Origin of the sequence: Klebsiella pneumoniae subsp. pneumoniae HS11286, assembly GCF_000240185.1 — a bacterium.
Taxonomy (GTDB): domain Bacteria; phylum Pseudomonadota; class Gammaproteobacteria; order Enterobacterales; family Enterobacteriaceae; genus Klebsiella; species Klebsiella pneumoniae.
In genome coordinates this window covers 2,225,957-2,245,553 of sequence record NC_016845.1, presented here as the reverse complement: position 1 = coordinate 2,245,553, position 19,597 = coordinate 2,225,957, and the positions used below count along the sequence as shown (strand labels likewise).

Genomic DNA, 19,597 nt, shown 5'->3' with positions numbered 1-19,597 from the left:
GGGTGCTGCACTGGGATTTCGGCGTCTCCAGCATTAACGGCCAGCTGATTTCTGAGCAGTTGCGCGAGGTGTTCCCAGCGACCATGGAGCTGTGCATCCTCGCCTTCGGCTTTGCCCTGCTGATAGGCATTCCGGTGGGGATGATCGCCGGCGTAATGCGCAATAAATGGCCCGATACCCTGATCAGCGCCGTTGCGCTGGTCGGTTTCTCGATCCCGGTCTTCTGGCTGGCGCTGCTCCTGACCCTCTTCTTTTCCCTGACCCTCGGCTGGCTTCCGGTCTCTGGTCGCTTCGATCTGCTGTATGAGGTGAAAAACGTCACCGGTTTCGCGCTGATCGACGCCTGGCTTTCGGACTCGCCGTGGCGCCATGAGATGATCGTCAGCGCCGCCCGGCATATGGTGCTGCCGGTATTGACCCTGGCGGTCGCCCCCACCACTGAAGTGATCCGCCTGATGCGCATTAGCACCAGCGAGGTGTATGACACTAACTATGTAAAAGCGGCCGCCACCCGCGGCGTGTCGCGACGCAAAATTCTACTGCGCCATGTCCTGCACAACGCCCTGCCGCCGGTGATCCCGCGTCTCGGCCTGCAGTTTTCCACCATGCTCACCCTGGCGATGATCACTGAGATGGTGTTCAGCTGGCCTGGACTAGGCCGCTGGCTGATCAACGCTATTCGCCAGCAGGACTACGCGGCGATCTCCGCCGGAGTGATGGTGATTGGCGCGCTGGTGATTATTGTCAACGTAATTTCCGATATTCTCGGTGCCATGGCTAACCCACTGAAACATAAGGAATGGTATGCCCTACGATAGCGTTTATCTGGAAAAGCGTCCGCCCGGCGCGCTGCGCACCGTATGGCGTAAGTTCTATGGCGACACCACGGCGATGATCGGTCTGTACGGCTGCGCGGGCCTGCTGCTGCTCTGCGTCTTCGGCGGCTGGTTCGCCCCCTACGGCATCGACCAGCAGTTCCTCGGCTACCAGCTGTTGCCGCCGTCGTGGTCGCGCTATGGCGAAGTCTCCTTCTTTCTGGGAACCGATGACCTCGGCCGCGATGTGCTGAGCCGACTGCTGAGCGGCGCGGCGCCCACCGTCGGCGGCGCTTTTGTCGTCACCCTCGGCGCCACGCTGTTTGGTCTGGTGCTGGGCGTGATTGCCGGATCGACCCACGGCCTGCGCTCGGCGGTGATGAACCATATCCTCGACACCCTGCTCTCCATCCCCTCGCTGCTGCTGGCGATTATCGTCGTCGCCTTTGCCGGGCCGCATCTGAGCCATGCGATGTTCGCCGTCTGGCTGGCGCTGCTGCCGCGCATGGTGCGCTCCGTCTACAGCATGGTCCACGATGAGCTGGAGAAAGAGTACATCATCGCCGCCCGCCTCGATGGCGCCTCGACGCTGAATATTCTGCTGTTCGCCATCCTGCCCAATATCGCCTCCGGCCTGGTGACCGAGATCACTCGCGCCCTGTCGATGGCCATTCTGGATATTGCCGCGCTGGGCTTTCTTGATCTCGGCGCCCAGCTGCCTTCGCCGGAATGGGGAGCCATGCTGGGCGATGCGCTGGAGCTTATCTATGTGGCGCCGTGGACCGTGATGCTCCCCGGGGCGGCGATTATGCTCAGCGTACTGCTGGTCAACCTGCTGGGCGACGGTATTCGCCGGGCGATCATTGCCGGGGTAGAATAATGCCGTTACTCGATATTCGTCACTTAACCATTGAATTTAAAACCAGCGAAGGCTGGGTAAAAGCCGTCGATCGCGTCAGCCTGACGCTGACCGAAGGCGAAATCCGCGGCCTGGTGGGGGAATCCGGCTCCGGGAAAAGCCTTATTGCCAAAGCTATCTGCGGCGTGACCAAAGACAACTGGCGGGTCACGGCCGACCGCATGCGCTTCGATGACATCGACCTGCTGCGACTGTCGAACCGCGAGCGCCGGAAGCTGATCGGCCATAACGTGTCGATGATTTTTCAGGAGCCCCAGTCGTGCCTCGATCCCTCTGAGCGCATCGGCCAGCAGCTGATTCAGAGTATCCCCGGCTGGACCTACAAGGGCCGCTGGTGGCAACGGCTGGGCTGGCGCAAGCGCCGGGCCATCGAGCTGTTGCACCGCGTCGGCATTAAAGATCACAAAGATGCCATGCGCAGCTTCCCCTATCAGCTGACCGAGGGCGAGTGCCAGAAGGTGATGATCGCCATCGCCCTGGCCAACCAGCCGCGTCTGCTGATTGCCGACGAGCCGACCAACGCCATGGAGCCGACCACCCAGGCGCAGATTATTCGCCTGCTGACGCGGCTCAACCAGAACAACAACACCACCATCTTGCTGATCAGCCATGACCTGCAAATGCTCAGCAAATGGGCGGATAAAATCAACGTCATGTACTGCGGGCAGACGGTGGAGAGTGGGCCCAGCGAAGAGCTGATCACCCTCCCACATCACCCCTACACCCAGGCGTTAATCCGCGCGATCCCGGATTTCGGTAGCGCCATGCCGCATAAAAGTCGCCTCAACACCCTGCCTGGAGCGATCCCGCTGCTGGAGCAGTTGCCTATCGGCTGTCGGCTGGGGCCGCGCTGCCCGTACGCCCAGCGCGAGTGTATCGAAACGCCGCGTCTTACCGGGGCGCGCAACCATCTGTACGCCTGTCATTTCCCGTTGAACATGGAGAAAGAGTGAAATGGTCGAAACATTGCTGGAAGTTCGCCAACTCAGTAAGACCTTTCGCTACCGCACCGGCTGGTTTCACCGTCAGACGGTTGAGGCGGTTAAGCCACTGAGTTTTACCCTGCGCGAACGGCAGACGCTGGCGATTATCGGCGAGAACGGCTCCGGGAAATCGACCCTCGCGAAGATGCTGGCGGGCATGGTGGAACCCACCAGCGGCGAACTGCTGATTGACGATCATCCGCTGACTTTTGGGGATTACTCCTACCGCAGCCAGAAGATTCGCATGATCTTTCAGGATCCGTCGACCTCGCTAAACCCGCGCCAGCGCATCTCGCAGATCCTCGATTTTCCGCTGCGACTGAATACCGATCTCGACGCCGAGGCGCGGCAGAAGCAGATAATCGACACCCTGCGCATGGTCGGTCTGCTGCCGGACCACGTCAGCTACTACCCCCATATGCTGGCGCCCGGTCAGAAGCAGCGTCTCGGCCTCGCCAGGGCGCTGATCCTGCGCCCGAAGGTTATCGTCTGCGATGAGGCGCTGGCCTCGCTGGATATGTCGATGCGCTCCCAGCTTATCAACCTGATGCTGGAGCTGCAGGAGAAACAGGGCATCTCTTATATCTATGTCACTCAGCACCTGGGAATGATGAAACACATCAGCGATCAGGTGCTGGTGATGCATAACGGCGAAGTGGTCGAGCGCGGCAGCACTGCCGATGTGCTGGCCTCGCCGCTGCACGACCTGACCCGGCGCCTGATCGCCGGCCACTTCGGTGAAGCCCTCACCGCCGACGCCTGGCGCAAAGACGGGAAATAGCTGGCAGGCAACGGCAGGGGCGGCCCTCACGCCGCCCTTGTCATTCAGGTGGAAGGGAAAAGACTCTGCGCCGGCAGCGACCGGCGGTCAAAGCGGCGCAGCGCGTAGTAAAGAACCCCGGTGCCAAACCAGCCTATTATCCATGAGACATCGTTACCGGCGAAGATCCACGTGAGCGAACCATGGAACAACGGGTTCTCAATGAACGGCAACTGGATAAGCACACCGACGATATACAGGGTGATCGCGTACAGGTTCCAGAACCCGTAGCGTTGCTGCGGGTCGCTTAGCGCCGGAATATCGATGGCGCCCTTCGAGATAAGATAATAATCCGTCAGACAGATGGCGCTCCACGGCACGAAGAACGCCAGCAGAAACAGAAGAAAATGCGTGAAATGCTTTAAGAAAGCGGGTTCGCTAAGCAACGCGATAATGCAGGAAGCCGTCACCATCAGCACCACGAATGCAATGCGACACTTTTGCGACAGCACGGTTTGCCGGCGGAAGGCGGAAACAATGGTGGTCAGCGACATAAAGCTGCCGTACGCATTGAGGGTAGTGAAGGTAATTTTACCAAAACAGATGGCGAAATAGATAACCATGGCCATCGCCTGACTCTTACCTAATCCCACCAGATAGCTCACCTCGTGACCAGGGAACGCGCTGCCGGCAATGGCCGCTGTCAGAACCCCGAGCGTCATCGACGTTTGGGTGCCCAATACGGTGCCGAAAAACACTGAGCACCACGTTTTCGTGGCGGAAACATCGCGTGGCAGGTAGCGCGAATAGTCGGATACATAGGGGCAAAAAGCGATCTGCCACGATGAGGAGAGCGATACGGCTAATAAAAACGTCGGCAGCGAAAAATGGTTATTGTGCGCGAGCGCACTGAGATCGGCCGAAAGTAGCAGCGTGATGAACATATAAACGAAGGCGAGAATTCCGACGATACTCGCCAGTTTGCCCAGCTTGTGGATCACCTTATAACCGAGGACGGCGATAACGATAATAATCGCACTGAATATCAGCATCCCGGCTACGTGGCTGATATTCAGTAGTTTGGCCATTGCCTGCCCGGCCAATACGGTGCCGCTGGCAGAAAAACCGATATACATGACGCAAACCAGCACCAGCGGCACCACCGCGCCAAAAACCCCAAACTGGGCGCGGCTAAGGATCATTTGCGGAAGTCCCAGTCGCGGTCCCTGCAGCGCATGCAGAGACATCACCGCCGCCCCCAGCATCTGACCGACCAGAAGCCCGACCAGAGACCACACTACATCGCCGCCCAGCACAACGGCTAAAGCGCCAGTGACAATCGCCGTAATTTGCAGATTGCCGCCAAACCAAAGGGTGAACTGGCTAAAAGGGTGTCCATGCCGTTCGCTTTCCGGGATGTAATCAATCGACCGCCTTTCACTCATTCCAGCATAATTGCTCTTTGACTGCCCGTCTGTAGACGAAAACGAAGACATAGGTTCCTCACTCAAGTTATTAATATCACCTCACTCAATCGTTCTTGTATATACAAGCATTGACAACTCACCGCCTTGCATGCACTCTCATTTTGTGACGAATATGTAAAATATTTGTATTGCAGAAAGTTACTAAACTAGCTCAAGGCGGTGCTTATTGTTGACGCCGGAAGCGATTAACTAAGGTATGCTGCCCATGATGGTCCCTTTTCAACTTTCGACGCTCCCCGTCACGCCGTGGAAAAACGGCGGCGGAGAGACGCGCGAAATCATCTGCGTACCCGCTCCAGATGCCCCTTTTCTCTGGCGAGCGAGTATTGCCACCCTGCAGGCGGATGGCCCTTTCTCCCCCTTTCCTGGCGTCGACCGGGTCATTACTCTGCTGGCGGGGCAGCCGCTACGGCTGTGTGGCGAGAATATCGACCAACCGCTGGCGCTCTGGCAGCCGTGGGCTTTCCCCGGCGAATGGGCGCTGTCCAGCGTCGGGATCGTTGCGCCAGGGCTGGACTTCAATATCATGACTCAGCGCGGGCGCGCGTCGGCGACAGTTCAGGTCGTTAGCGACCTGCAATGCCCTGCCAGCGAGGGGGTCGCTTATGTTCTACAAGGCGAGTGGGATCTGGCCGGGCGGCGCTGCGCGGCCGGCAGCGGCCTCTGCTGGCGCGGTGGATCCCCGCGGAATCTGCGTCCCGTGGGCAGCAATGGACGCCTGCTGCTGGCGGAGATCGCGCTCAAATAATCGTCAGGAGAGATGATATACTGCAGCTATCGCGATGTACTTTTGCCCCGCGCGGCGCGGACCGGCTGAAAAATATCGTGACACAAGGGGTCGTCAGTGGGATATAATTCCCGGCTAAATTTGAGTTATTTTGAAATAACAATGTTAACGTTATGATTGTTAAAGTAAAAATAAGCAATAACGATAAGGATTAAAGCTATGGGTTTTCTTTCCGGTAAGCGCATTTTGATCACTGGCGTCGCCAGCAAACTGTCCATCGCCTACGGCATCGCGCAGGCAATGCACCGCGAAGGCGCGGAACTGGCATTCACCTATCAGAATGAGAAACTGAAAGGTCGCGTAGAAGAGTTTGCTGCCGCGCTGGGTTCTGACATTGTGCTGCCGTGCGACGTTGCTGAAGATGAGAGCATCACCGCGCTGTTCACCGAGCTGGAAAAAGTCTGGCCAAAATTCGATGGTTTCGTCCACTCAATCGGTTTTGCCCCGGCTGACCAGTTAGACGGCGACTACGTTGACGTTGTCACTCGCGACGGCTTTAAAATCGCGCACGACATCAGCGCTTACAGCTTCGTGGCAATGGCCAAAGCCTGCCGCGGCATGCTGAACCCGGGTTCGGCTCTGCTGACGCTCTCCTACCTGGGCGCAGAGCGCGCGATCCCGAACTATAACGTGATGGGTCTGGCCAAAGCCTCTCTGGAAGCTAACGTCCGCTATATGGCTAACGCCATGGGTCCGGAAGGCGTTCGCGTCAATGCCATCTCTGCCGGTCCTATCCGTACGCTGGCCGCGTCCGGTATTAAAGATTTCCGTAAAATGCTGGCGCACTGCGAAGCGGTCACCCCGATCCGTCGCACCGTCACCATTGAAGATGTGGGTAACAGCGCAGCCTTCCTGTGCTCCAACCTGTCTGCGGGGATCTCCGGTGAAGTCGTTCACGTTGACGGCGGGTTCAATATCGCCGCCATGAACGAGCTGGAACTGAAATAAGTTCCTTCCCCTCCTCGCCCCGGTGAGGAGGGTTCTTCCCTCCCCCACGCCTTACGCCCCACCTGTTATTCCAATCGGCTATTTGTTAGCACGTATCAATATTTTCTCCTGCTTCCGGGTTACGCCAGGATAGTTCTGCATAAACGATCCGCGGAACGGCGGTTCGCCACATACCGAACAAGGAAAGCCCATGGAGCCACGCCGCGTGAATGGCAAAAATCACTGGTATCACGAAACCCAGTCAACAATCTGCCCGGTGGATGTCCTGCCGCTCGTCCCTGAAGCCGCCCATGTTGAAGACCGCTTTTTGCTGGACCTGACGCTGCCGGCCGCCTGGCTACGTGCCCACGCTGACTGGCTACACCCCGCACGCCAGCTGGCCGAACTGCTGTTTCCCGACCAGGTGGCGGTGAGTCGCCTGCAGACCTTTACCGCTTACGATCGACTCAGCACCGCGCTCACCGTCGCCCAGGTCTACGGCGTCCAGCGGCTGTGTAACCACTACGCCGCCCGCCTTGCTCCCCTGCCAGGCCCCGATTCCTCGCGCGAGAGCAACCGTCGTCTGGCGCAAATCACGCAATATGCTCGTCAGCTTGCCGGTTCGCCCTCGGTTATTAACGCTCTCTCCCGTAGCCAGCTGGACGAAGTGGGCTTAACCAGTCGGGACATTATTCTGTTCAACCAGATTATCGGATTCGTCGGCTTCCAGGCGCGGGCGATTGCCGTCCTGCAGGCGGCCCAGGGCTTTCCGGTGCGCTGGATCCCCGGTATGCCCCAGCAAGAGGAGGCACCCGCGGAACTGTTCGCCCCGCCGCCGGGAGCATGGCAGGCAGACATTGCGGATCCCGACCTGCAGTATGCCGATGATGAGCGTCAGCGGCGCATCGCCGGCTGGCAGTCGCTGCCCGGTCTGGGCGAGCTGGCGCCGCTGCTGGCCTGCGACCCACAGTTATTCGCGCCTCTGGAGACCTTGATCCGCCAGCTCAGCACGGATGATACCTTTGGCCCGCAGGTCGCCTTACTCACGGCGCGCACCAATGGCAGCCCCACCTGTTTTGACGCCTGGCTCCCCCACTGGCAGGGTGAAGAGGAGTTCGCCAGCCATCTGCGGGAGGGCGACCAGGCCCTCCATCACTGGCTCCAGCAGCATCCTCAGGCCCGGTCTCTCGTGACCGCGGTGCAGCTGTTAACCCGCTCGCCTGACCGGTTTAGCGCCGCCCAGTTAACGCCCCTCGCGGAATATCGACTCTCTGAGCAACAAGCAATCGATCTGTTGATCTGGAGCGGGCTGTGCGGATGGATGAATCGTCTGAAAATCGCCCTCGGCAATGTGCGTCAGCAGACGTAAATTGCTGAAACAGCGCTTGCTGCGGCAGGCATATTCGCGTAAAAATGTCAGCCGCTCTTTTAGCCACGAAAATACCTAATTATGTTTCAGGATAACCCGCTGCTAGCGCAGCTTAAACAGCAACTGCATTCCCAGACGCCGCGCGCGGAAGGGGTCGTTAAGGGCACGGAAAAGGGCTTTGGCTTCCTCGAAGTGGACGCTCAGAAGAGCTACTTCATTCCGCCGCCGCAGATGAAAAAAGTGATGCATGGCGACCGTATCGTCGCGGTGATCCATTCTGAAAAAGAACGCGAAAGCGCCGAGCCGGAATCGCTGGTTGAGCCCTTCCTGACTCGTTTTGTCGGTAAAGTCCAGAAGAAAGACGATCGCCTCGCTATCGTTCCTGACCATCCGCTGCTGAAAGACGCCATTCCCTGCCGCGCCGCCCGCGGCGTTGAGCACGATTTTAAACAGGGTGACTGGGCCGTCGCCGAGATGCGCCGTCATCCATTAAAAGGCGACCGCGGATTTTACGCGGAGTTGACCCAGTTCATCACTTTTAGCGACGACCACTTCGTCCCATGGTGGGTAACCCTGGCGCGCCATAATCTTGAGAAAGAGGCACCGGACGGCGTCGCCACCGAGATGCTCGACGAGGGGCTGACGCGCCGCGACCTAACCGCCCTCGACTTCGTCACCATTGACAGCGCCAGCACCGAAGATATGGACGATGCGTTGTATGCCGAATCCACTGCTGATGGCAAACTGCTGCTGACGGTCGCCATTGCCGACCCGACCGCCTGGATTGCCGAAGGCAGCAAGCTGGATAACGCCGCAAAAGTGCGCGCCTTTACCAACTATCTGCCAGGCTTCAACATTCCAATGCTGCCGCGCGAGCTGTCGGACGACCTCTGCTCCCTGCGCGCTAACGAAGTGCGCCCGGTGCTGGCCTGCCGGATGACCCTGGCGGCCGATGGCACCATCGAAGACAATATCGAGTTCTTTGCCGCCACCATCGAATCGAAAGCCAAGCTGGCCTATGACGACGTCTCTGACTGGCTGGAAGGCCGCGGCAGCTGGCAGCCGGACAGCGAGGCGATCGCGCAGCAAATTACGCTGCTGAAGGACGTGTGCCAGCGTCGTAGCGAATGGCGTCAGACCCATGCGCTGGTGTTCAAAGACCGTCCGGACTACCGTTTTGTTCTCGGCGAAAAAGGCGAAGTGCTGGATATCGTCGCGGAACCGCGTCGCATTGCCAACCGCATTGTCGAAGAGTCGATGATCGCCGCCAACATCTGTGCCGCCCGCGTTCTGCGCGACAAGCTCGGCTTCGGCGTTTATAACGTTCATACCGGTTTCGACCCGGCGAATACCGAGCAGTTGGCCGCCCTGCTGAAAACCCATGATGTGCACGTCGACCCGACGGAAGTGCTCACCCTGGAAGGGTTCTGCAAGCTGCGCCGGGAACTGGACGCTCAGCCGACCGGTTTCCTCGACAGCCGCATTCGCCGCTTCCAGTCGTTTGCGGAAATCAGCACCGAGCCGGGCCCGCACTTTGGTCTTGGGCTTGAAGCCTATGCCACCTGGACCTCGCCGATCCGTAAGTATGGCGACATGATCAACCACCGTCTGCTGAAAGCCATCATTAAAGGCGAGACCATTGCGCGTCCCCAGGATGAAGCCACCGTGCAGATGGCGGAGCGCCGTCGTCTCAACCGGATGGCCGAGCGCGACGTCGCCGACTGGCTGTACGCCCGTTTCCTCAACGATAAAGCCGGGACCGATACCCGCTTCGCGGCGGAGATCATCGACGTCAGCCGCGGCGGGATGCGCGTGCGTCTGGTGGACAATGGCGCGGTCGCCTTTATTCCGGCCCCGTTCCTCCACGCCGTGCGCGACGAACTGGTGTGCAGTCAGGAGAACGGTACCGTGCAGATCAAAGGTGAAGTAGTCTATAAAGTGACTGACGTTATCGATGTCACTATCGCTGAAGTTCGCATGGAAACCCGCAGCATTATTGCGCGTCCGGCGGTCTGACGCCCCTTCACAGCGGTTCCTGCGGGAACCGCTGCTTCTTTCCTCTCTATCCAGCCATTTCCGTCGCACCGATTAAGGTTGTGCGTTTTTTTCGCTTCTCTTTTTCATTCATTTTTAGCATCATTGATTTCATTCGTTTTTGTTACCAGGATAATGCCATGTCAGATGTGAATGCCCACCTGCTCGCTCAACGTATCGATACCGTGCTGGATATTCTGGTTGCCGGTGATTACCATTCTGCGATCCATAATCTGGAGATCCTCAAAGCGGAGCTGCTGGCGCTGGCGGCGGACGATGCTGAACAACAAAACCAACCCAAGGCGCCCTGGGAAATCTGAATATCAGCCATGCCGCAGCCGGCCATATGGACCGGTTGCTCGCCATATAGCCCCCTAACAGTGATGTTGCTATGAACGCCCGACAACAAAGTATTTTGCAAGTGGTCATCGATAAAGGCCGCATGAGCGTCGCCGATCTGGCGAAGATGACCGGTGTCTCTGAGGTTACTATTCGTCAGGATTTGAATTTGCTGGAAAAGCAGAGCTATTTGCGCCGTACTCATGGCTATGCCGTACCGCTGGACAGCGAAGATGTCGAAACCCGCATGATGACCCATTTCGCCATTAAGCGTGAGCTGGCCAGCCGGGCTGCGGCGCTAGTGAATACCGGTGAAACGGTATTTATCGAAAACGGCAGCAGCAATGCCCTGCTGGCGCGTACGCTGGCCGAGCGCGGCGATATCACCATCATTACCGTCAGCAGCTATATCGCCCATCTGCTGAAAGAGACCCCAGGAGAGGTGATCCTGCTGGGCGGAATTTATCAGAAACGCAGTGAGAGTATGGTCGGTCCGCTAACCCGTCAGTTCATCCAGCAGGTGCATTTCAGCAAAGCCTTCATCGGGATCGACGGTTGGCAGGCGGAAACCGGCTTTACCGGCCGCGATATGATGCGTGCGGACGTGGTGAACGCCGTGCTGGAGAAGCATTGTGAGGCAATTATTCTTAGCGACAGTTCAAAATTCAGCGCGGTACATCCCTATCCGCTCGGTCCCGCCGGCCGCTTTAATCGCGTTATTACCGACGATCGCTTACCGGACGCCTGTCGCGAACAATTGCTCCGCAGCGGCCTGACCGTCGATATCGTGCCCTACATCTGATCCTCCGCCGCCCCATCTTCTGCCAAAGCGCCGGAAGGGGCGCTTTATCGCTCTGAGAGTATTCCGAGCCGCTAATTAAGACTTTTTACCTGACGATAAATTTTAAAAAAAGTAAAATTATTATTAGCGATATAACAGGAAGTGACTATCACCTGCGTGATTTTCGTGACACCTGCGCACCTTAACTTCATGGAATTGCCCTAAAGCTGCTTTATCAGGCTATGCTTAAAGGAGCGCTGTAATCCATGAATAGATTATTCAGGAGAAAAAAAATGATGACTTCAACGAGCAAAAAAATGGCTGCTGTCGTTCTGGCTGTCACTGTAGCAATGTCTCTGAGCGCTTGCTCTAACATGTCTAAACGCGATCGTAACACGGCTATCGGCGCTGGCGCCGGCGCTATCGGTGGTGCGGTGTTAACTGACGGTAGCGCGCTCGGTACCCTGGGTGGCGCAGCAGTCGGTGGTATTATTGGTCACCAGGTCGGCAAATAATTTAATTATCTGACGAAATAAAAGAATAATTCACACGAATTGACTTACGCACGTTAAATCATTCAAGGCCGCGGCATTTACCGCGGCCTTGTTATTTCAACCAGACCATTGGAGCAGAGGGAAAATAGCGATCAGCCACCGGCTAACTTGACCTTCATCCCTTTCGCCTCAAGCAGCGACTTGAGTAGATCCCGCTTATCGCCCTGGATCTCGATCACGCCATCTTTCACCGCGCCGCCGCAGCCGCACTTCTTTTTCAACTCTGCCGCCAGAGCGGTTAGCGCAGCATCGTCGGCATCAATCCCGCTAATCAGACAGACGCCTTTGCCCTTGCGGCCGCTGGTCTGGCGCTGAATCCGCACAATGCCGTCGCCTTTCGGGCGCACCGGCGCCGGTTTCGCCTCGTCGATACGCCCGGTTTCGGTGGAGTAGACCAGACGGCTGTTGGAATCGCTCATTATGCCCCCTTGCGCAGAGAATCGTTGATCGCCCGCAGCGTCGCGGCTGGATCCGCCGACTGAGTAACCGGGCGACCAATCACCATATAGTCTACCCCAGCTTCCTGAGCCTGCTCAGGAGTCATAATTCGCCGCTGATCGCCAGCGTCGCTGCCCTGCGGACGAATCCCCGGGGTCACCAGCTTAAACGCCTGCCCCAGCTCATGCTTAAAGCGCACAGCCTCCTGGGCTGAACACACCACCCCATCAAGGCCGCAGCGTTGGGTCAGCGCCGCCAGCTTCGCCGCGTAGTCAGCCGGAGATAAGGTAATGCCCAGATCCTGTAGATCGCTGGACTCCATGCTGGTGAGCACCGTGACAGCGATCAGCAGCGGCGCATCTTTGCCAAACGGCAGCAGCGCTTCGCGCGCGGCGGTCATCATTCGCGCGCCGCCGGAAGCATGGACATTCACCATCCATACGCCCAGCTCAGCCGCTGCGGCCACCGCGCGGGCGGTGGTGTTGGGAATATCGTGAAACTTAAGGTCCAGGAACACCTCAAACCCACGCTGATGCAGATCGCGGACAAACTGCGGGCCCAGCAGGGTGAACATCTCTTTGCCCACCTTCAGGCGGCAGTCGCGCGGGTCGATGCGGTCGACAAATGCCAGCGCTTTATCGCGATTATCATAGTCGAGCGCAACCACAACGGGAGAGGATGTGACAGCGCGGGAAGATGGGATAGCTGTAGACGTCATGACCAGACCTTAGTGTTGATGGGCGCCGGGGTGGCGCAAAAAAGGTAAACGGGCAGCATTCTACCTGTGAAGCGAACAAAATAACAGACTGCCGTACCTGCCCTGACCGGACGATGGCGCTGCCGGGGCCGCGCCTGGAGAGGAGTGAAGCGATAAGTATGTTGTAACTAACGGAGGGCTTTTTTTTGGCTTTACTGGCCGTCGAGACCGCGAATAGGTTTAATGGTCGCCCACGAGCGGCAGGACGGACAATGCCAGTAAAGTGTATGAGCGGTAAACCCGCATTTCTGGCAGCGATAGCGTGGTTTGCTGCGCACCTGCTCACCAACCATGTTTCGCAGCACTCCAAGGCTTTCTTTCGCCCGCCCTTCTTCCGCTTCGTTGAGATGGTAGTCCATCAGCTTATGGAAGACGCGCATGGTCGGGTGGCGTTCCAGCTGCCGGGTGACGTAGTTTTGCGCCGCTTCGACGCCTTCCCGTTGCTCGAGGATCTGCGCCAGCATCAGTTCGGCGGTCGCCCCGGCGTTCTCCTCCACGCAGCGGCGCAGAAAAACTTCCCATTCATCGGTTTGCCGAGCTGCTGGTAGCAGGTCTGCAGCATCTCCAGCGTTTCACCCACCAGCTCTTTATCCTGATCGATAACCCGCTCGAGGCTCTCCACCGCTTTGGCGTAGTCGCCCTTTTCCATCCACACCCGGCCCATCATGATCGATACCCGGGCGCTGGTGCGGTCCGCGGCGGCGCCTTTTCTCAACAACGCCATCGCTTTATCCAGATCGTTGGCTGCCATCTGCTGCAGGGCCAGTTCGCACCAGAAGTTGGCGATTTCGCCACGATGTTTCTCTTTCCCTAGCTTCACCAGCCGTTCAGCCACTTCAATAGCCGACTGCCAGTCGCTGGTCGCCTGGTAAATCTGCAGCAGTTGCTGCAGCGCGCCGAGGCGGAAATCGGTCTCATCCACCAGCTGTTTGAACATGTCTTCCGCGCGGTCATACAGTCCGGCGGCCATATAATCCCGTCCCAGCTGCTGCACCGCTAACAGGCGCTGATCGTAGGTTAACGACGCGCTTTCCATCAGGCTCTGGTGAATTCGGATCGCGCGGTCGACTTCGCCGCGCGAACGGAACAAATTACCGAGCGTCAGGTGCGCCTCAACGGTACCGGTATCCTCTTTCAGCATATCAAGGAACAGGTCGACGGCTTTATCCTGCTGGTTGCTGAGCAGGAAGTTAACCCCCGCCACGTAATCTCGCGACAGGCGGCTCGCATCGTCCTGTTTGGACTGTTGTGCACTTCTGCGCCCCATGTACCAGCCGTAAGCGGCGGCAACGGGTAAAAGCAGAAACAACAACTCCAGCATAAGAGGTTATTCCTTCACCGCAGGCACGCCTGCGTCGACAGCCGCCGGGCTGACGGGGGCAATCTGATGCTCAAGACGCTTAATTTTCCGCTCCGCGCGCGCCAGTGAGACACGCACCCGCAGCCAGAACAGGCCGCAGATCAGCCAGCCAATGGCAAAGCCCGCGGCAAACAGCACCGCCAGCAGCGTCGATATGCGGAATTCACCCTGAGCGAGTAAATAGTTGAAAGTGACCTGTTGGTCATTCTGCGCCCCCAGCGTCACTGAAATGACGAAGATTGCTAACACCAGTAAGAAAATGAGTAAATATTTCACATGACTTCCCGTTATGTGGGTTGCGCGAAAAAAGCCCGCTTTCAGCCCTATAAAGTATCATTTTCGCCGCAGCGGTGGAATGAAAAAGCATGGCAACTCTTCAGGATATGCGGTCGGATGCCGCCAAAATCAACATTATTCCGCTTCAGGCATCCGTTTTTAATATCCTGCGCCTCTTCTCCGGGCGGCGAGAGCGGCCCACAAAGGCGCTGCGTCAGCCAGCAGGCCACCGTGACCAGCAGCCAGGAGATCAGCGTGGCGACGATGAGATCCAGCGGCCAGTGCATGCCCAGCGCCAGGCGACTGCCCATCACCGCCGTCGCCCACACCAGCAGCACCGCGATTGTGCCCCAGCGGCGACGCGGCCACAGCAGTCCCGCAGCGAGTAACGCCCAGCTGGCGGCAAACATGGTGTGACCTGACGGGAAAGCAAACCCCGTCTCCTTCTGCCAGTGTTTGCGTAAAAATGACGGAATGTCCTGCGCCTGCGCCAGCTGTTCATGCACCAGTTTAGCGCGTTCTTTACGCTTTAACGCGTAGAATTGCGTCACCGGCACCTGCCTTGTGTTTTCCAGCCAGATGACGAACGGTCTCGGCTCCTGGACCCGCGCCTTGACCCAGGATTTCGCCCCCTGTCCCGCCAGGATAGCGGCGGCAAGGATAAGGAACAGGATCAACGCCGCGCGCAGCCGAAAGCGCAGACACCAGAGGAACCAGCCGCAAAGCACGACATGAGTGATAATTCCCCACGGTTGGGTCACCGTTTCCGTCACCCACCACAGGCTTTTCAACATGGCAACCGGCAGTCCAGGCTGCCACAGCCACCCGGAAAGCCAGACCGTGAGGGGCATAACCAGCAGCAGCGCCGCCGCGAGAGCAGTTCGTCGGGCTATCAACAGCATTTTCTCTCCTTCTCCTTGTAGATGAACATCATAGCGGAAAGTAGATCGTTTGTGCGCTTTCCACACGGCTAACCGTTCGCGATTAGGAGAACGTCCAGGCGTTGTGGCAAAATAGCGGGAAACAGAAAGCACAGTCAGGTGCTGACAGAATCTGGAGAATCACATGCAGCTTAAACGTGTGGCAGAAGCCAAACTGCCAACCCCCTGGGGCGATTTCCTGATGGTGGGTTTTGAAGAACTGGCAACCGGACAGGATCATGTCGCGCTGGTGTATGGCGATATATCAGGGCAGTCGCCGGTCCTCGCCCGCGTACATTCAGAGTGTTTGACGGGCGATGCCCTGTTTAGCCTGCGCTGTGATTGCGGCTTTCAGCTGGAAGCGGCTCTGTCGCATATCGCTGAAGAAGGTCGGGGGATCCTGCTCTATCACCGCCAGGAAGGACGCAACATTGGTTTATTGAATAAGATCCGCGCCTACGCGCTGCAGGATCAGGGCTACGACACTGTCGAAGCGAACCATCAGCTTGGCTTCGCCGCCGATGAGCGCGATTTCACCTTGTGCGCCGACATGTTCAAATTGCTCAACGTTGAGCAGGTGCGGTTATTAACCAATAACCCGAAAAAAGTGGAAATTCTTACCGAAGCCGGGATCAACATTGTGGAGCGGGTGCCGCTGATCGTCGGGCGTAACCCGAAAAACGCTCACTATCTGGACACCAAAGCCGCCAAGATGGGCCATCTGCTGAACAGCAAGCCGACAGAATAAACCGGTGGAATAACCGAAAAAGGGCCAGCGATGCTGGCCCTTTGTTTCACAGCATATTACGAATAACGTAGTGCAGGATGCCGTCGTTGCGGTAGTAGGTGAGTTCTGTCGCCGTGTCGATACGGCACCGACAAGGGATCGCTTCCTGCGAGCCGTCAGCGCGAGTCAGGGTCACCGGCACCGTAGCGCCAGGCTGAAGCGACTGCAGATTACTGATATCAATCCGCTCTTCCCCGGTCAACCGTAGCGTTTTGCGGGTGACGCCCTGCGGGAACTCCAGCGGCAAAATGCCCATTCCGATCAGGTTGGAACGATGGATACGCTCGAAGGACTCGGCGATCACTACCCGAATCCCCAGCAGGCGCGGCCCCTTCGCCGCCCAGTCACGGCTGGAACCTGAGCCATACTCCTTACCGGCAATCACCGCCAGCGGTGTGCCCTCAGCCTTGTACAGCATCGCCGCATCGTAAATCGCCATCGGTTCAGGATCCGGCAGATGGCGGGTCATACCCCCTTCCACCCCTGGGACCATTTCGTTACGGATGCGGATATTGGCGAAGGTGCCACGCATCATCACCTCATGGTTACCGCGACGGGAACCATAGGAGTTAAAGTCGCGCCGGGCAACCCCATGCTCCTGCAGATAGCGGCCTGCCGGACTATCGGCTTTGATGCTCCCCGCCGGCGAAATGTGGTCCGTGGTGACTGAGTCGCCCAGCATGGCGAGGATCCGCGCGCCGCGAATATCCTCTACCGGCAGCGGCTCGACGCCCATCTCGTCAAAGAACGGCGACAAGCGAATATAGGTCGAGTCCTCCTGCCAGTCGTAGGTATCTGACGCCTCCACCTTGATCGCCTTCCACTCCTCAGTGCCGGAAAACACTTCCGCGTACTCTTTGCGGAACATCTCGGTGGAGACCTGTTCCACCGCGCGGGCAATCTCCTCCCCGCTCGGCCAGATATCTTTCAGATAGACCGGCTCGCCATTCTTGCCCTGTCCCAACGGCTCGCGGGTGAGGTCGATATTCATGTTCCCCGCCAGCGCATAGGCGACCACCAACGGCGGCGAGGCCAGCCAGTTGGTTTTCACCAGCGGATGAATACGCCCTTCGAAGTTACGGTTACCGGAGAGCACTGCCCCGACGGTCAGATCGCCTTTTTTGATCGCTTCTTCGATAGGTTCAGGCAATGGACCGGAGTTACCAATACAGGTGGTGCAACCATATCCCACCAGATTGAAGCCGAGCTGGTCGAGGTAAGGCGTCAGGCCGGCATGGGCCAGATAATCCGACACCACTTTCGAGCCTGGGGCCAGAGAAGCTTTCACCCACGGCTGCGGCTGCAGGCCGCGTTCGACGGCTTTTTTCGCCAGCAGGCCGGCGGCCATCAACACGCTGGGGTTAGAGGTATTGGTGCAGGAGGTAATCGCTGCAATAGCCACCGCGCCATCCGGTAGCGAATAGTGATGCCCGTTCAGCGTATAGTCAACCGGCTGACGCTGACGCTGAAGGTGGTTAACCTCCAGCTCGCCGCTGGCGGCGAAGGCTTTCGGAACATCGCCCAGCGCCACGCGATCCTGCGGTCGCTTCGGCCCGGCGAGGCTCGCTTCGACGCTGCTCATATCCAGCGCCAGGGTACTGGTAAAGACCGGCTCATCGCCAGGCTGGCGCCACATGCCCTGGGCTTTAGCGTAGGCTTCCACCAGCGCGACCTGTTCTTCGCTACGGCCGCTGAGACGCATATAGCTGAGCGTTACGTCATCGATAGGGAAAAAGCCACAGGTGGCGCCATACTCCGGCGCCATATTGGCGATGGTCGCCCTGTCGGCAAGGGGTAAGGTATCCAGGCCGTCACCGTAGAATTCAACAAACTTGCCGACGACGCCATGCTGACGCAGCATTTGGGTAACCGTCAGTACCAGGTCAGTGGCGGTGATGCCTTCGCGCAGTTTGCCGCTGAGCTTAAAGCCCACAACATCGGGGATCAGCATTGACACCGGCTGGCCCAGCATAGCGGCTTCCGCTTCAATCCCGCCCACGCCCCAGCCCAGCACGCCAAGACCATTAATCATGGTGGTATGGGAGTCGGTGCCCACCAGCGTATCCGGCCACGCCATCCACTGGCCGTTCACCTCCTCGCTCCAGACCGCCCGGCCAAGGTATTCCAGGTTCACCTGGTGGCAAATACCGGTGCCCGGCGGCACCACGCTGAAGCGGCTGAAGGCCTGCTGCCCCCAGCGCAGAAAAGCGTAGCGTTCGTGGTTCCGCTCCATTTCCAGGCGGACGTTGTCTTCGAAGGCCTCGTCGTCGCCGAAGCGGTCAACGGTCACCGAGTGGTCGATCACCAGGTCAACCGGCGATAGCGGATTAACCTTCGCCGTATCGCCGCCAAGGCGTTTCACCGCCTCGCGCATGGCGGCCAGATCCACTACCGCCGGCACGCCGGTAAAGTCCTGCATCAGGACGCGTGCCGGACGGTAGGCGATTTCCCGGTCGGCATGGGCCTGTTGCAGCCAGCCGGCCAGGGCGCGAATATCTTCTTCAGTTACCGAGTCACCGTCCTGCCAGCGCAGCAGGTTCTCCATCAGCACCTTCAGCGACTTGGGCAGTCGACTGATCTCGCCCAGTTGCTTCTCCGCCAACGGCAGACTGTAGTAATGCCAGGTTTTATCGTTGACCTGCAGCGTGTCCTTACTGGCTTCTCGTAGGGTTGACGACATAGCTCCTCCTTTATCTCAGGGATGGCATACCCTGATTCTCCTCAGGGTCTCCATTAAAGATAACACATACTGAGCATAACACTTTGATAACAACCCAAATTGCTAAATACGACGAGACAGAGAGAGAGGAAACGGGAATTATCCGAGAGCAGGCGAAATAGCACCAAAATAGTGCAAAGAGGGCGTATGCCGATATTGTATTAGTACACGAGGACAAAAAAAGAGCTAATCGGCCAGCGGGCAGTGATTAGCTCTGGTGAGTGATTTCAGGTTGGATGAATCCAGCGGCAAAATATATTCTCCCTGTATTGCCGGTCACTGATTTTATATTACAGTTTCCTTTCACTGTCATAAAAATGACATGTATCTACAACGATGACCTACAGCTTTAGCTGACAATCCAGATGTTGCAGATGGTGAGCGCGATGATGCTCCAGAACATCGCCAACCCTACCAACACTACGCCCCATACGCGACTACGCAGAACGGGATCGATTTCGGTTTTGTCATTCTCGTATGACATCGCCAGTTTCATGTAATCGATATTACTTATCATATTGTCACCACCAATTGCTCAAATCATCAGGTACAGATAAATCTTAATTATGGATAAAAGATTAATCC

24 protein-coding genes and 1 other annotated feature are annotated in these 19,597 nt (G+C 57.8%); of the genes, 13 read left to right on the top strand and 11 right to left on the bottom strand.

Translation table 11 applies throughout. The features are described from left to right. The first annotated feature begins 2 nt into the window (after positions 1-2). From KPHS_22000 to KPHS_21970, 4 genes are read left to right on the top strand one after another with little or no spacing between them, the layout of a single operon-like run. Positions 3-818, top strand: a complete 816-nt coding sequence (locus KPHS_22000) for a peptide transport permease (RefSeq protein ID YP_005226500.1) — start codon at positions 3-5, stop codon at positions 816-818. Then, positions 805-1,695 (top strand): peptide transport permease, encoded by an 891-nt coding sequence (locus KPHS_21990; protein YP_005226499.1) that lies wholly within the window; start codon positions 805-807, stop codon positions 1,693-1,695. Before KPHS_22000 ends, KPHS_21990 begins: the two co-directional genes overlap by 14 nt. Further along, positions 1,695-2,687 carry a peptide ABC transporter ATP-binding protein gene (locus KPHS_21980; RefSeq protein ID YP_005226498.1) on the top strand — a complete coding sequence of 331 codons (993 nt, stop codon included), beginning with the start codon at positions 1,695-1,697 and terminating at the stop codon, positions 2,685-2,687. Before KPHS_21990 ends, KPHS_21980 begins: the two co-directional genes overlap by 1 nt. Before the next feature lies 1 nt (position 2,688). After that, positions 2,689-3,498 (top strand): peptide ABC transporter ATP-binding protein, encoded by an 810-nt coding sequence (locus KPHS_21970; RefSeq protein YP_005226497.1) that lies wholly within the window; start codon positions 2,689-2,691, stop codon positions 3,496-3,498. Positions 3,499-3,542: 44 nt separating this feature from the next. Here the strand turns inward: KPHS_21970 and KPHS_21960 are convergent, their stop codons facing one another. Further along, positions 3,543-4,922 carry a putative allantoin permease gene (locus KPHS_21960; protein ID YP_005226496.1) on the bottom strand — a complete coding sequence of 460 codons (1,380 nt, stop codon included), beginning with the start codon at positions 4,920-4,922 and terminating at the stop codon, positions 3,543-3,545. Between the two features lie 247 nt (positions 4,923-5,169). Here KPHS_21960 and KPHS_21950 point away from each other — a divergent pair, with 247 nt between their 5' ends. Both KPHS_21950 and KPHS_21940 read left to right on the top strand, forming a co-directional pair. Further along, entirely contained in the window at positions 5,170-5,712 is a 543-nt protein-coding gene (locus tag KPHS_21950; protein YP_005226495.1) for a HutD family protein, read from the top strand. 198 nt (positions 5,713-5,910) lie between these two features. Next, the gene (locus KPHS_21940; protein ID YP_005226494.1) at positions 5,911-6,699 is read left to right on the top strand and encodes an enoyl-ACP reductase; all 789 of its coding nucleotides are present in this window, start codon (positions 5,911-5,913) and stop codon (positions 6,697-6,699) included. Between the two features lie 78 nt (positions 6,700-6,777). Here KPHS_21940 and KPHS_21930 read toward each other — a convergent pair whose 3' ends face one another. Further along, positions 6,778-6,891, bottom strand: coding sequence for a hypothetical protein (locus tag KPHS_21930; RefSeq protein YP_005226493.1), 114 nt, complete (start codon positions 6,889-6,891; stop codon positions 6,778-6,780). Between KPHS_21930 and KPHS_21920 the strand changes: the two genes are divergently transcribed. The 4 genes from KPHS_21920 to KPHS_21890 all read left to right on the top strand — a co-directional run bounded on the left by KPHS_21920 (position 6,890) and on the right by KPHS_21890 (position 11,222). Next, positions 6,890-8,047: a putative oxidoreductase gene (locus tag KPHS_21920; protein ID YP_005226492.1), complete on the top strand. Its 1,158-nt coding sequence runs from the start codon at positions 6,890-6,892 to the stop codon at positions 8,045-8,047. The genes KPHS_21930 and KPHS_21920 overlap by 2 nt on opposite strands. An 81-nt stretch (positions 8,048-8,128) precedes the next feature. Continuing rightward, complete coding sequence (locus KPHS_21910; protein YP_005226491.1) at positions 8,129-10,063, top strand: exoribonuclease II; 1,935 nt, start codon at positions 8,129-8,131, stop codon at positions 10,061-10,063. A gap of 80 nt (positions 10,064-10,143) precedes the next feature. Further along, entirely contained in the window at positions 10,144-10,401 is a 258-nt protein-coding gene (locus KPHS_21900) for a hypothetical protein (RefSeq protein ID YP_005226490.1), read from the top strand. 71 nt (positions 10,402-10,472) lie between these two features. Continuing rightward, positions 10,473-11,222 carry a putative DEOR-type transcriptional regulator gene (locus tag KPHS_21890; protein ID YP_005226489.1) on the top strand — a complete coding sequence of 250 codons (750 nt, stop codon included), beginning with the start codon at positions 10,473-10,475 and terminating at the stop codon, positions 11,220-11,222. A gap of 71 nt (positions 11,223-11,293) precedes the next feature. On the opposite strand, the gene KPHS_21880 is transcribed toward KPHS_21890, so the two are convergent. Beyond that, positions 11,294-11,413, bottom strand: coding sequence for a hypothetical protein (locus tag KPHS_21880; protein ID YP_005226488.1), 120 nt, complete (start codon positions 11,411-11,413; stop codon positions 11,294-11,296). Positions 11,414-11,467: 54 nt separating this feature from the next. Between KPHS_21880 and KPHS_21870 the strand changes: the two genes are divergently transcribed. After that, positions 11,468-11,716: an osmotically-inducible lipoprotein OsmB gene (locus KPHS_21870; protein YP_005226487.1), complete on the top strand. Its 249-nt coding sequence runs from the start codon at positions 11,468-11,470 to the stop codon at positions 11,714-11,716. 131 nt (positions 11,717-11,847) lie between these two features. Here KPHS_21870 and KPHS_21860 read toward each other — a convergent pair whose 3' ends face one another. The 6 genes from KPHS_21860 to KPHS_21810 all read right to left on the bottom strand — a co-directional run bounded on the left by KPHS_21860 (position 11,848) and on the right by KPHS_21810 (position 15,488). Beyond that, positions 11,848-12,174, bottom strand: coding sequence for a stress response translation initiation inhibitor YciH (locus KPHS_21860; RefSeq protein YP_005226486.1), 327 nt, complete (start codon positions 12,172-12,174; stop codon positions 11,848-11,850). Further along, positions 12,174-12,860 carry an orotidine 5'-phosphate decarboxylase gene (locus KPHS_21850; protein YP_005226485.1) on the bottom strand — a complete coding sequence of 229 codons (687 nt, stop codon included), beginning with the start codon at positions 12,858-12,860 and terminating at the stop codon, positions 12,174-12,176. The genes KPHS_21860 and KPHS_21850 overlap by 1 nt, the downstream gene beginning before the upstream one ends. A 242-nt stretch (positions 12,861-13,102) precedes the next feature. Beyond that, positions 13,103-13,414, bottom strand: a complete 312-nt coding sequence (locus KPHS_21840) for a hypothetical protein (RefSeq protein YP_005226484.1) — start codon at positions 13,412-13,414, stop codon at positions 13,103-13,105. Beyond that, positions 13,103-14,271: a sequence feature (potential frameshift: common BLAST hit: gi|152969830|ref|YP_001334939.1| tetratricopeptide repeat protein), on the bottom strand. (Overlaps the previous gene by 312 nt.) Next, the gene (locus KPHS_21830) at positions 13,414-14,271 is read right to left on the bottom strand and encodes a lipopolysaccharide assembly protein LapB (protein ID YP_005226483.1); all 858 of its coding nucleotides are present in this window, start codon (positions 14,269-14,271) and stop codon (positions 13,414-13,416) included. (Overlaps the previous feature by 858 nt.) The genes KPHS_21840 and KPHS_21830 overlap by 1 nt, the downstream gene beginning before the upstream one ends. Before the next feature lie 6 nt (positions 14,272-14,277). Continuing rightward, positions 14,278-14,586, bottom strand: coding sequence for a LapA family protein (locus KPHS_21820; RefSeq protein ID YP_005226482.1), 309 nt, complete (start codon positions 14,584-14,586; stop codon positions 14,278-14,280). 47 nt (positions 14,587-14,633) lie between these two features. Then, positions 14,634-15,488 carry a phosphatidylglycerophosphatase B gene (locus KPHS_21810; RefSeq protein ID YP_005226481.1) on the bottom strand — a complete coding sequence of 285 codons (855 nt, stop codon included), beginning with the start codon at positions 15,486-15,488 and terminating at the stop codon, positions 14,634-14,636. Between the two features lie 163 nt (positions 15,489-15,651). Between KPHS_21810 and KPHS_21800 the strand changes: the two genes are divergently transcribed. Further along, positions 15,652-16,254 carry a GTP cyclohydrolase II gene (locus KPHS_21800; protein YP_005226480.1) on the top strand — a complete coding sequence of 201 codons (603 nt, stop codon included), beginning with the start codon at positions 15,652-15,654 and terminating at the stop codon, positions 16,252-16,254. A gap of 46 nt (positions 16,255-16,300) precedes the next feature. On the opposite strand, the gene KPHS_21790 is transcribed toward KPHS_21800, so the two are convergent. Next, a complete protein-coding gene (locus tag KPHS_21790) occupies positions 16,301-18,973 on the bottom strand; it encodes an aconitate hydratase (protein ID YP_005226479.1) in 2,673 nt (890 codons plus the stop codon). Positions 18,974-19,248: 275 nt separating this feature from the next. Between KPHS_21790 and KPHS_21780 the strand changes: the two genes are divergently transcribed. Further along, positions 19,249-19,365 carry a hypothetical protein gene (locus tag KPHS_21780; protein ID YP_005226478.1) on the top strand — a complete coding sequence of 39 codons (117 nt, stop codon included), beginning with the start codon at positions 19,249-19,251 and terminating at the stop codon, positions 19,363-19,365. Here KPHS_21780 and KPHS_21770 read toward each other — a convergent pair. Continuing rightward, a complete protein-coding gene (locus KPHS_21770; RefSeq protein ID YP_005226477.1) occupies positions 19,362-19,529 on the bottom strand; it encodes a YmiA family putative membrane protein in 168 nt (55 codons plus the stop codon). The genes KPHS_21780 and KPHS_21770 overlap by 4 nt on opposite strands. Between the last annotated feature and the right edge of the window lie 68 nt (positions 19,530-19,597).

Coding starts and splice junctions, on each gene's coding strand:
- KPHS_21950 (YP_005226495.1), top strand. CDS start 5,170: ATGATGGTCCCTTTTCAACTTTCGACGCTCCCCGTCACGCCGTGGAAA.
- KPHS_21860 (YP_005226486.1), bottom strand. CDS start 12,174: ATGAGCGATTCCAACAGCCGTCTGGTCTACTCCACCGAAACCGGGCGT.
- KPHS_21990 (YP_005226499.1), top strand. CDS start 805: ATGCCCTACGATAGCGTTTATCTGGAAAAGCGTCCGCCCGGCGCGCTG.
- KPHS_21910 (YP_005226491.1), top strand. CDS start 8,129: ATGTTTCAGGATAACCCGCTGCTAGCGCAGCTTAAACAGCAACTGCAT.
- KPHS_21980 (YP_005226498.1), top strand. CDS start 1,695: ATGCCGTTACTCGATATTCGTCACTTAACCATTGAATTTAAAACCAGC.
- KPHS_21970 (YP_005226497.1), top strand. CDS start 2,689: ATGGTCGAAACATTGCTGGAAGTTCGCCAACTCAGTAAGACCTTTCGC.
- KPHS_21770 (YP_005226477.1), bottom strand. CDS start 19,529: ATGATAAGTAATATCGATTACATGAAACTGGCGATGTCATACGAGAAT.
- KPHS_21890 (YP_005226489.1), top strand. CDS start 10,473: ATGAACGCCCGACAACAAAGTATTTTGCAAGTGGTCATCGATAAAGGC.
- KPHS_21960 (YP_005226496.1), bottom strand. CDS start 4,922: ATGAGTGAAAGGCGGTCGATTGATTACATCCCGGAAAGCGAACGGCAT.
- KPHS_21880 (YP_005226488.1), bottom strand. CDS start 11,413: ATGAAGTTAAGGTGCGCAGGTGTCACGAAAATCACGCAGGTGATAGTC.
- KPHS_21930 (YP_005226493.1), bottom strand. CDS start 6,891: ATGGGCTTTCCTTGTTCGGTATGTGGCGAACCGCCGTTCCGCGGATCG.
- KPHS_21790 (YP_005226479.1), bottom strand. CDS start 18,973: ATGTCGTCAACCCTACGAGAAGCCAGTAAGGACACGCTGCAGGTCAAC.
- KPHS_21780 (YP_005226478.1), top strand. CDS start 19,249: ATGAATCCAGCGGCAAAATATATTCTCCCTGTATTGCCGGTCACTGAT.
- KPHS_21920 (YP_005226492.1), top strand. CDS start 6,890: ATGGAGCCACGCCGCGTGAATGGCAAAAATCACTGGTATCACGAAACC.
- KPHS_21810 (YP_005226481.1), bottom strand. CDS start 15,488: ATGCTGTTGATAGCCCGACGAACTGCTCTCGCGGCGGCGCTGCTGCTG.
- KPHS_21870 (YP_005226487.1), top strand. CDS start 11,468: ATGAATAGATTATTCAGGAGAAAAAAAATGATGACTTCAACGAGCAAA.
- KPHS_21940 (YP_005226494.1), top strand. CDS start 5,911: ATGGGTTTTCTTTCCGGTAAGCGCATTTTGATCACTGGCGTCGCCAGC.
- KPHS_21840 (YP_005226484.1), bottom strand. CDS start 13,414: ATGCTGGCGCAGATCCTCGAGCAACGGGAAGGCGTCGAAGCGGCGCAA.
- KPHS_21830 (YP_005226483.1), bottom strand. CDS start 14,271: ATGCTGGAGTTGTTGTTTCTGCTTTTACCCGTTGCCGCCGCTTACGGC.
- KPHS_21800 (YP_005226480.1), top strand. CDS start 15,652: ATGCAGCTTAAACGTGTGGCAGAAGCCAAACTGCCAACCCCCTGGGGC.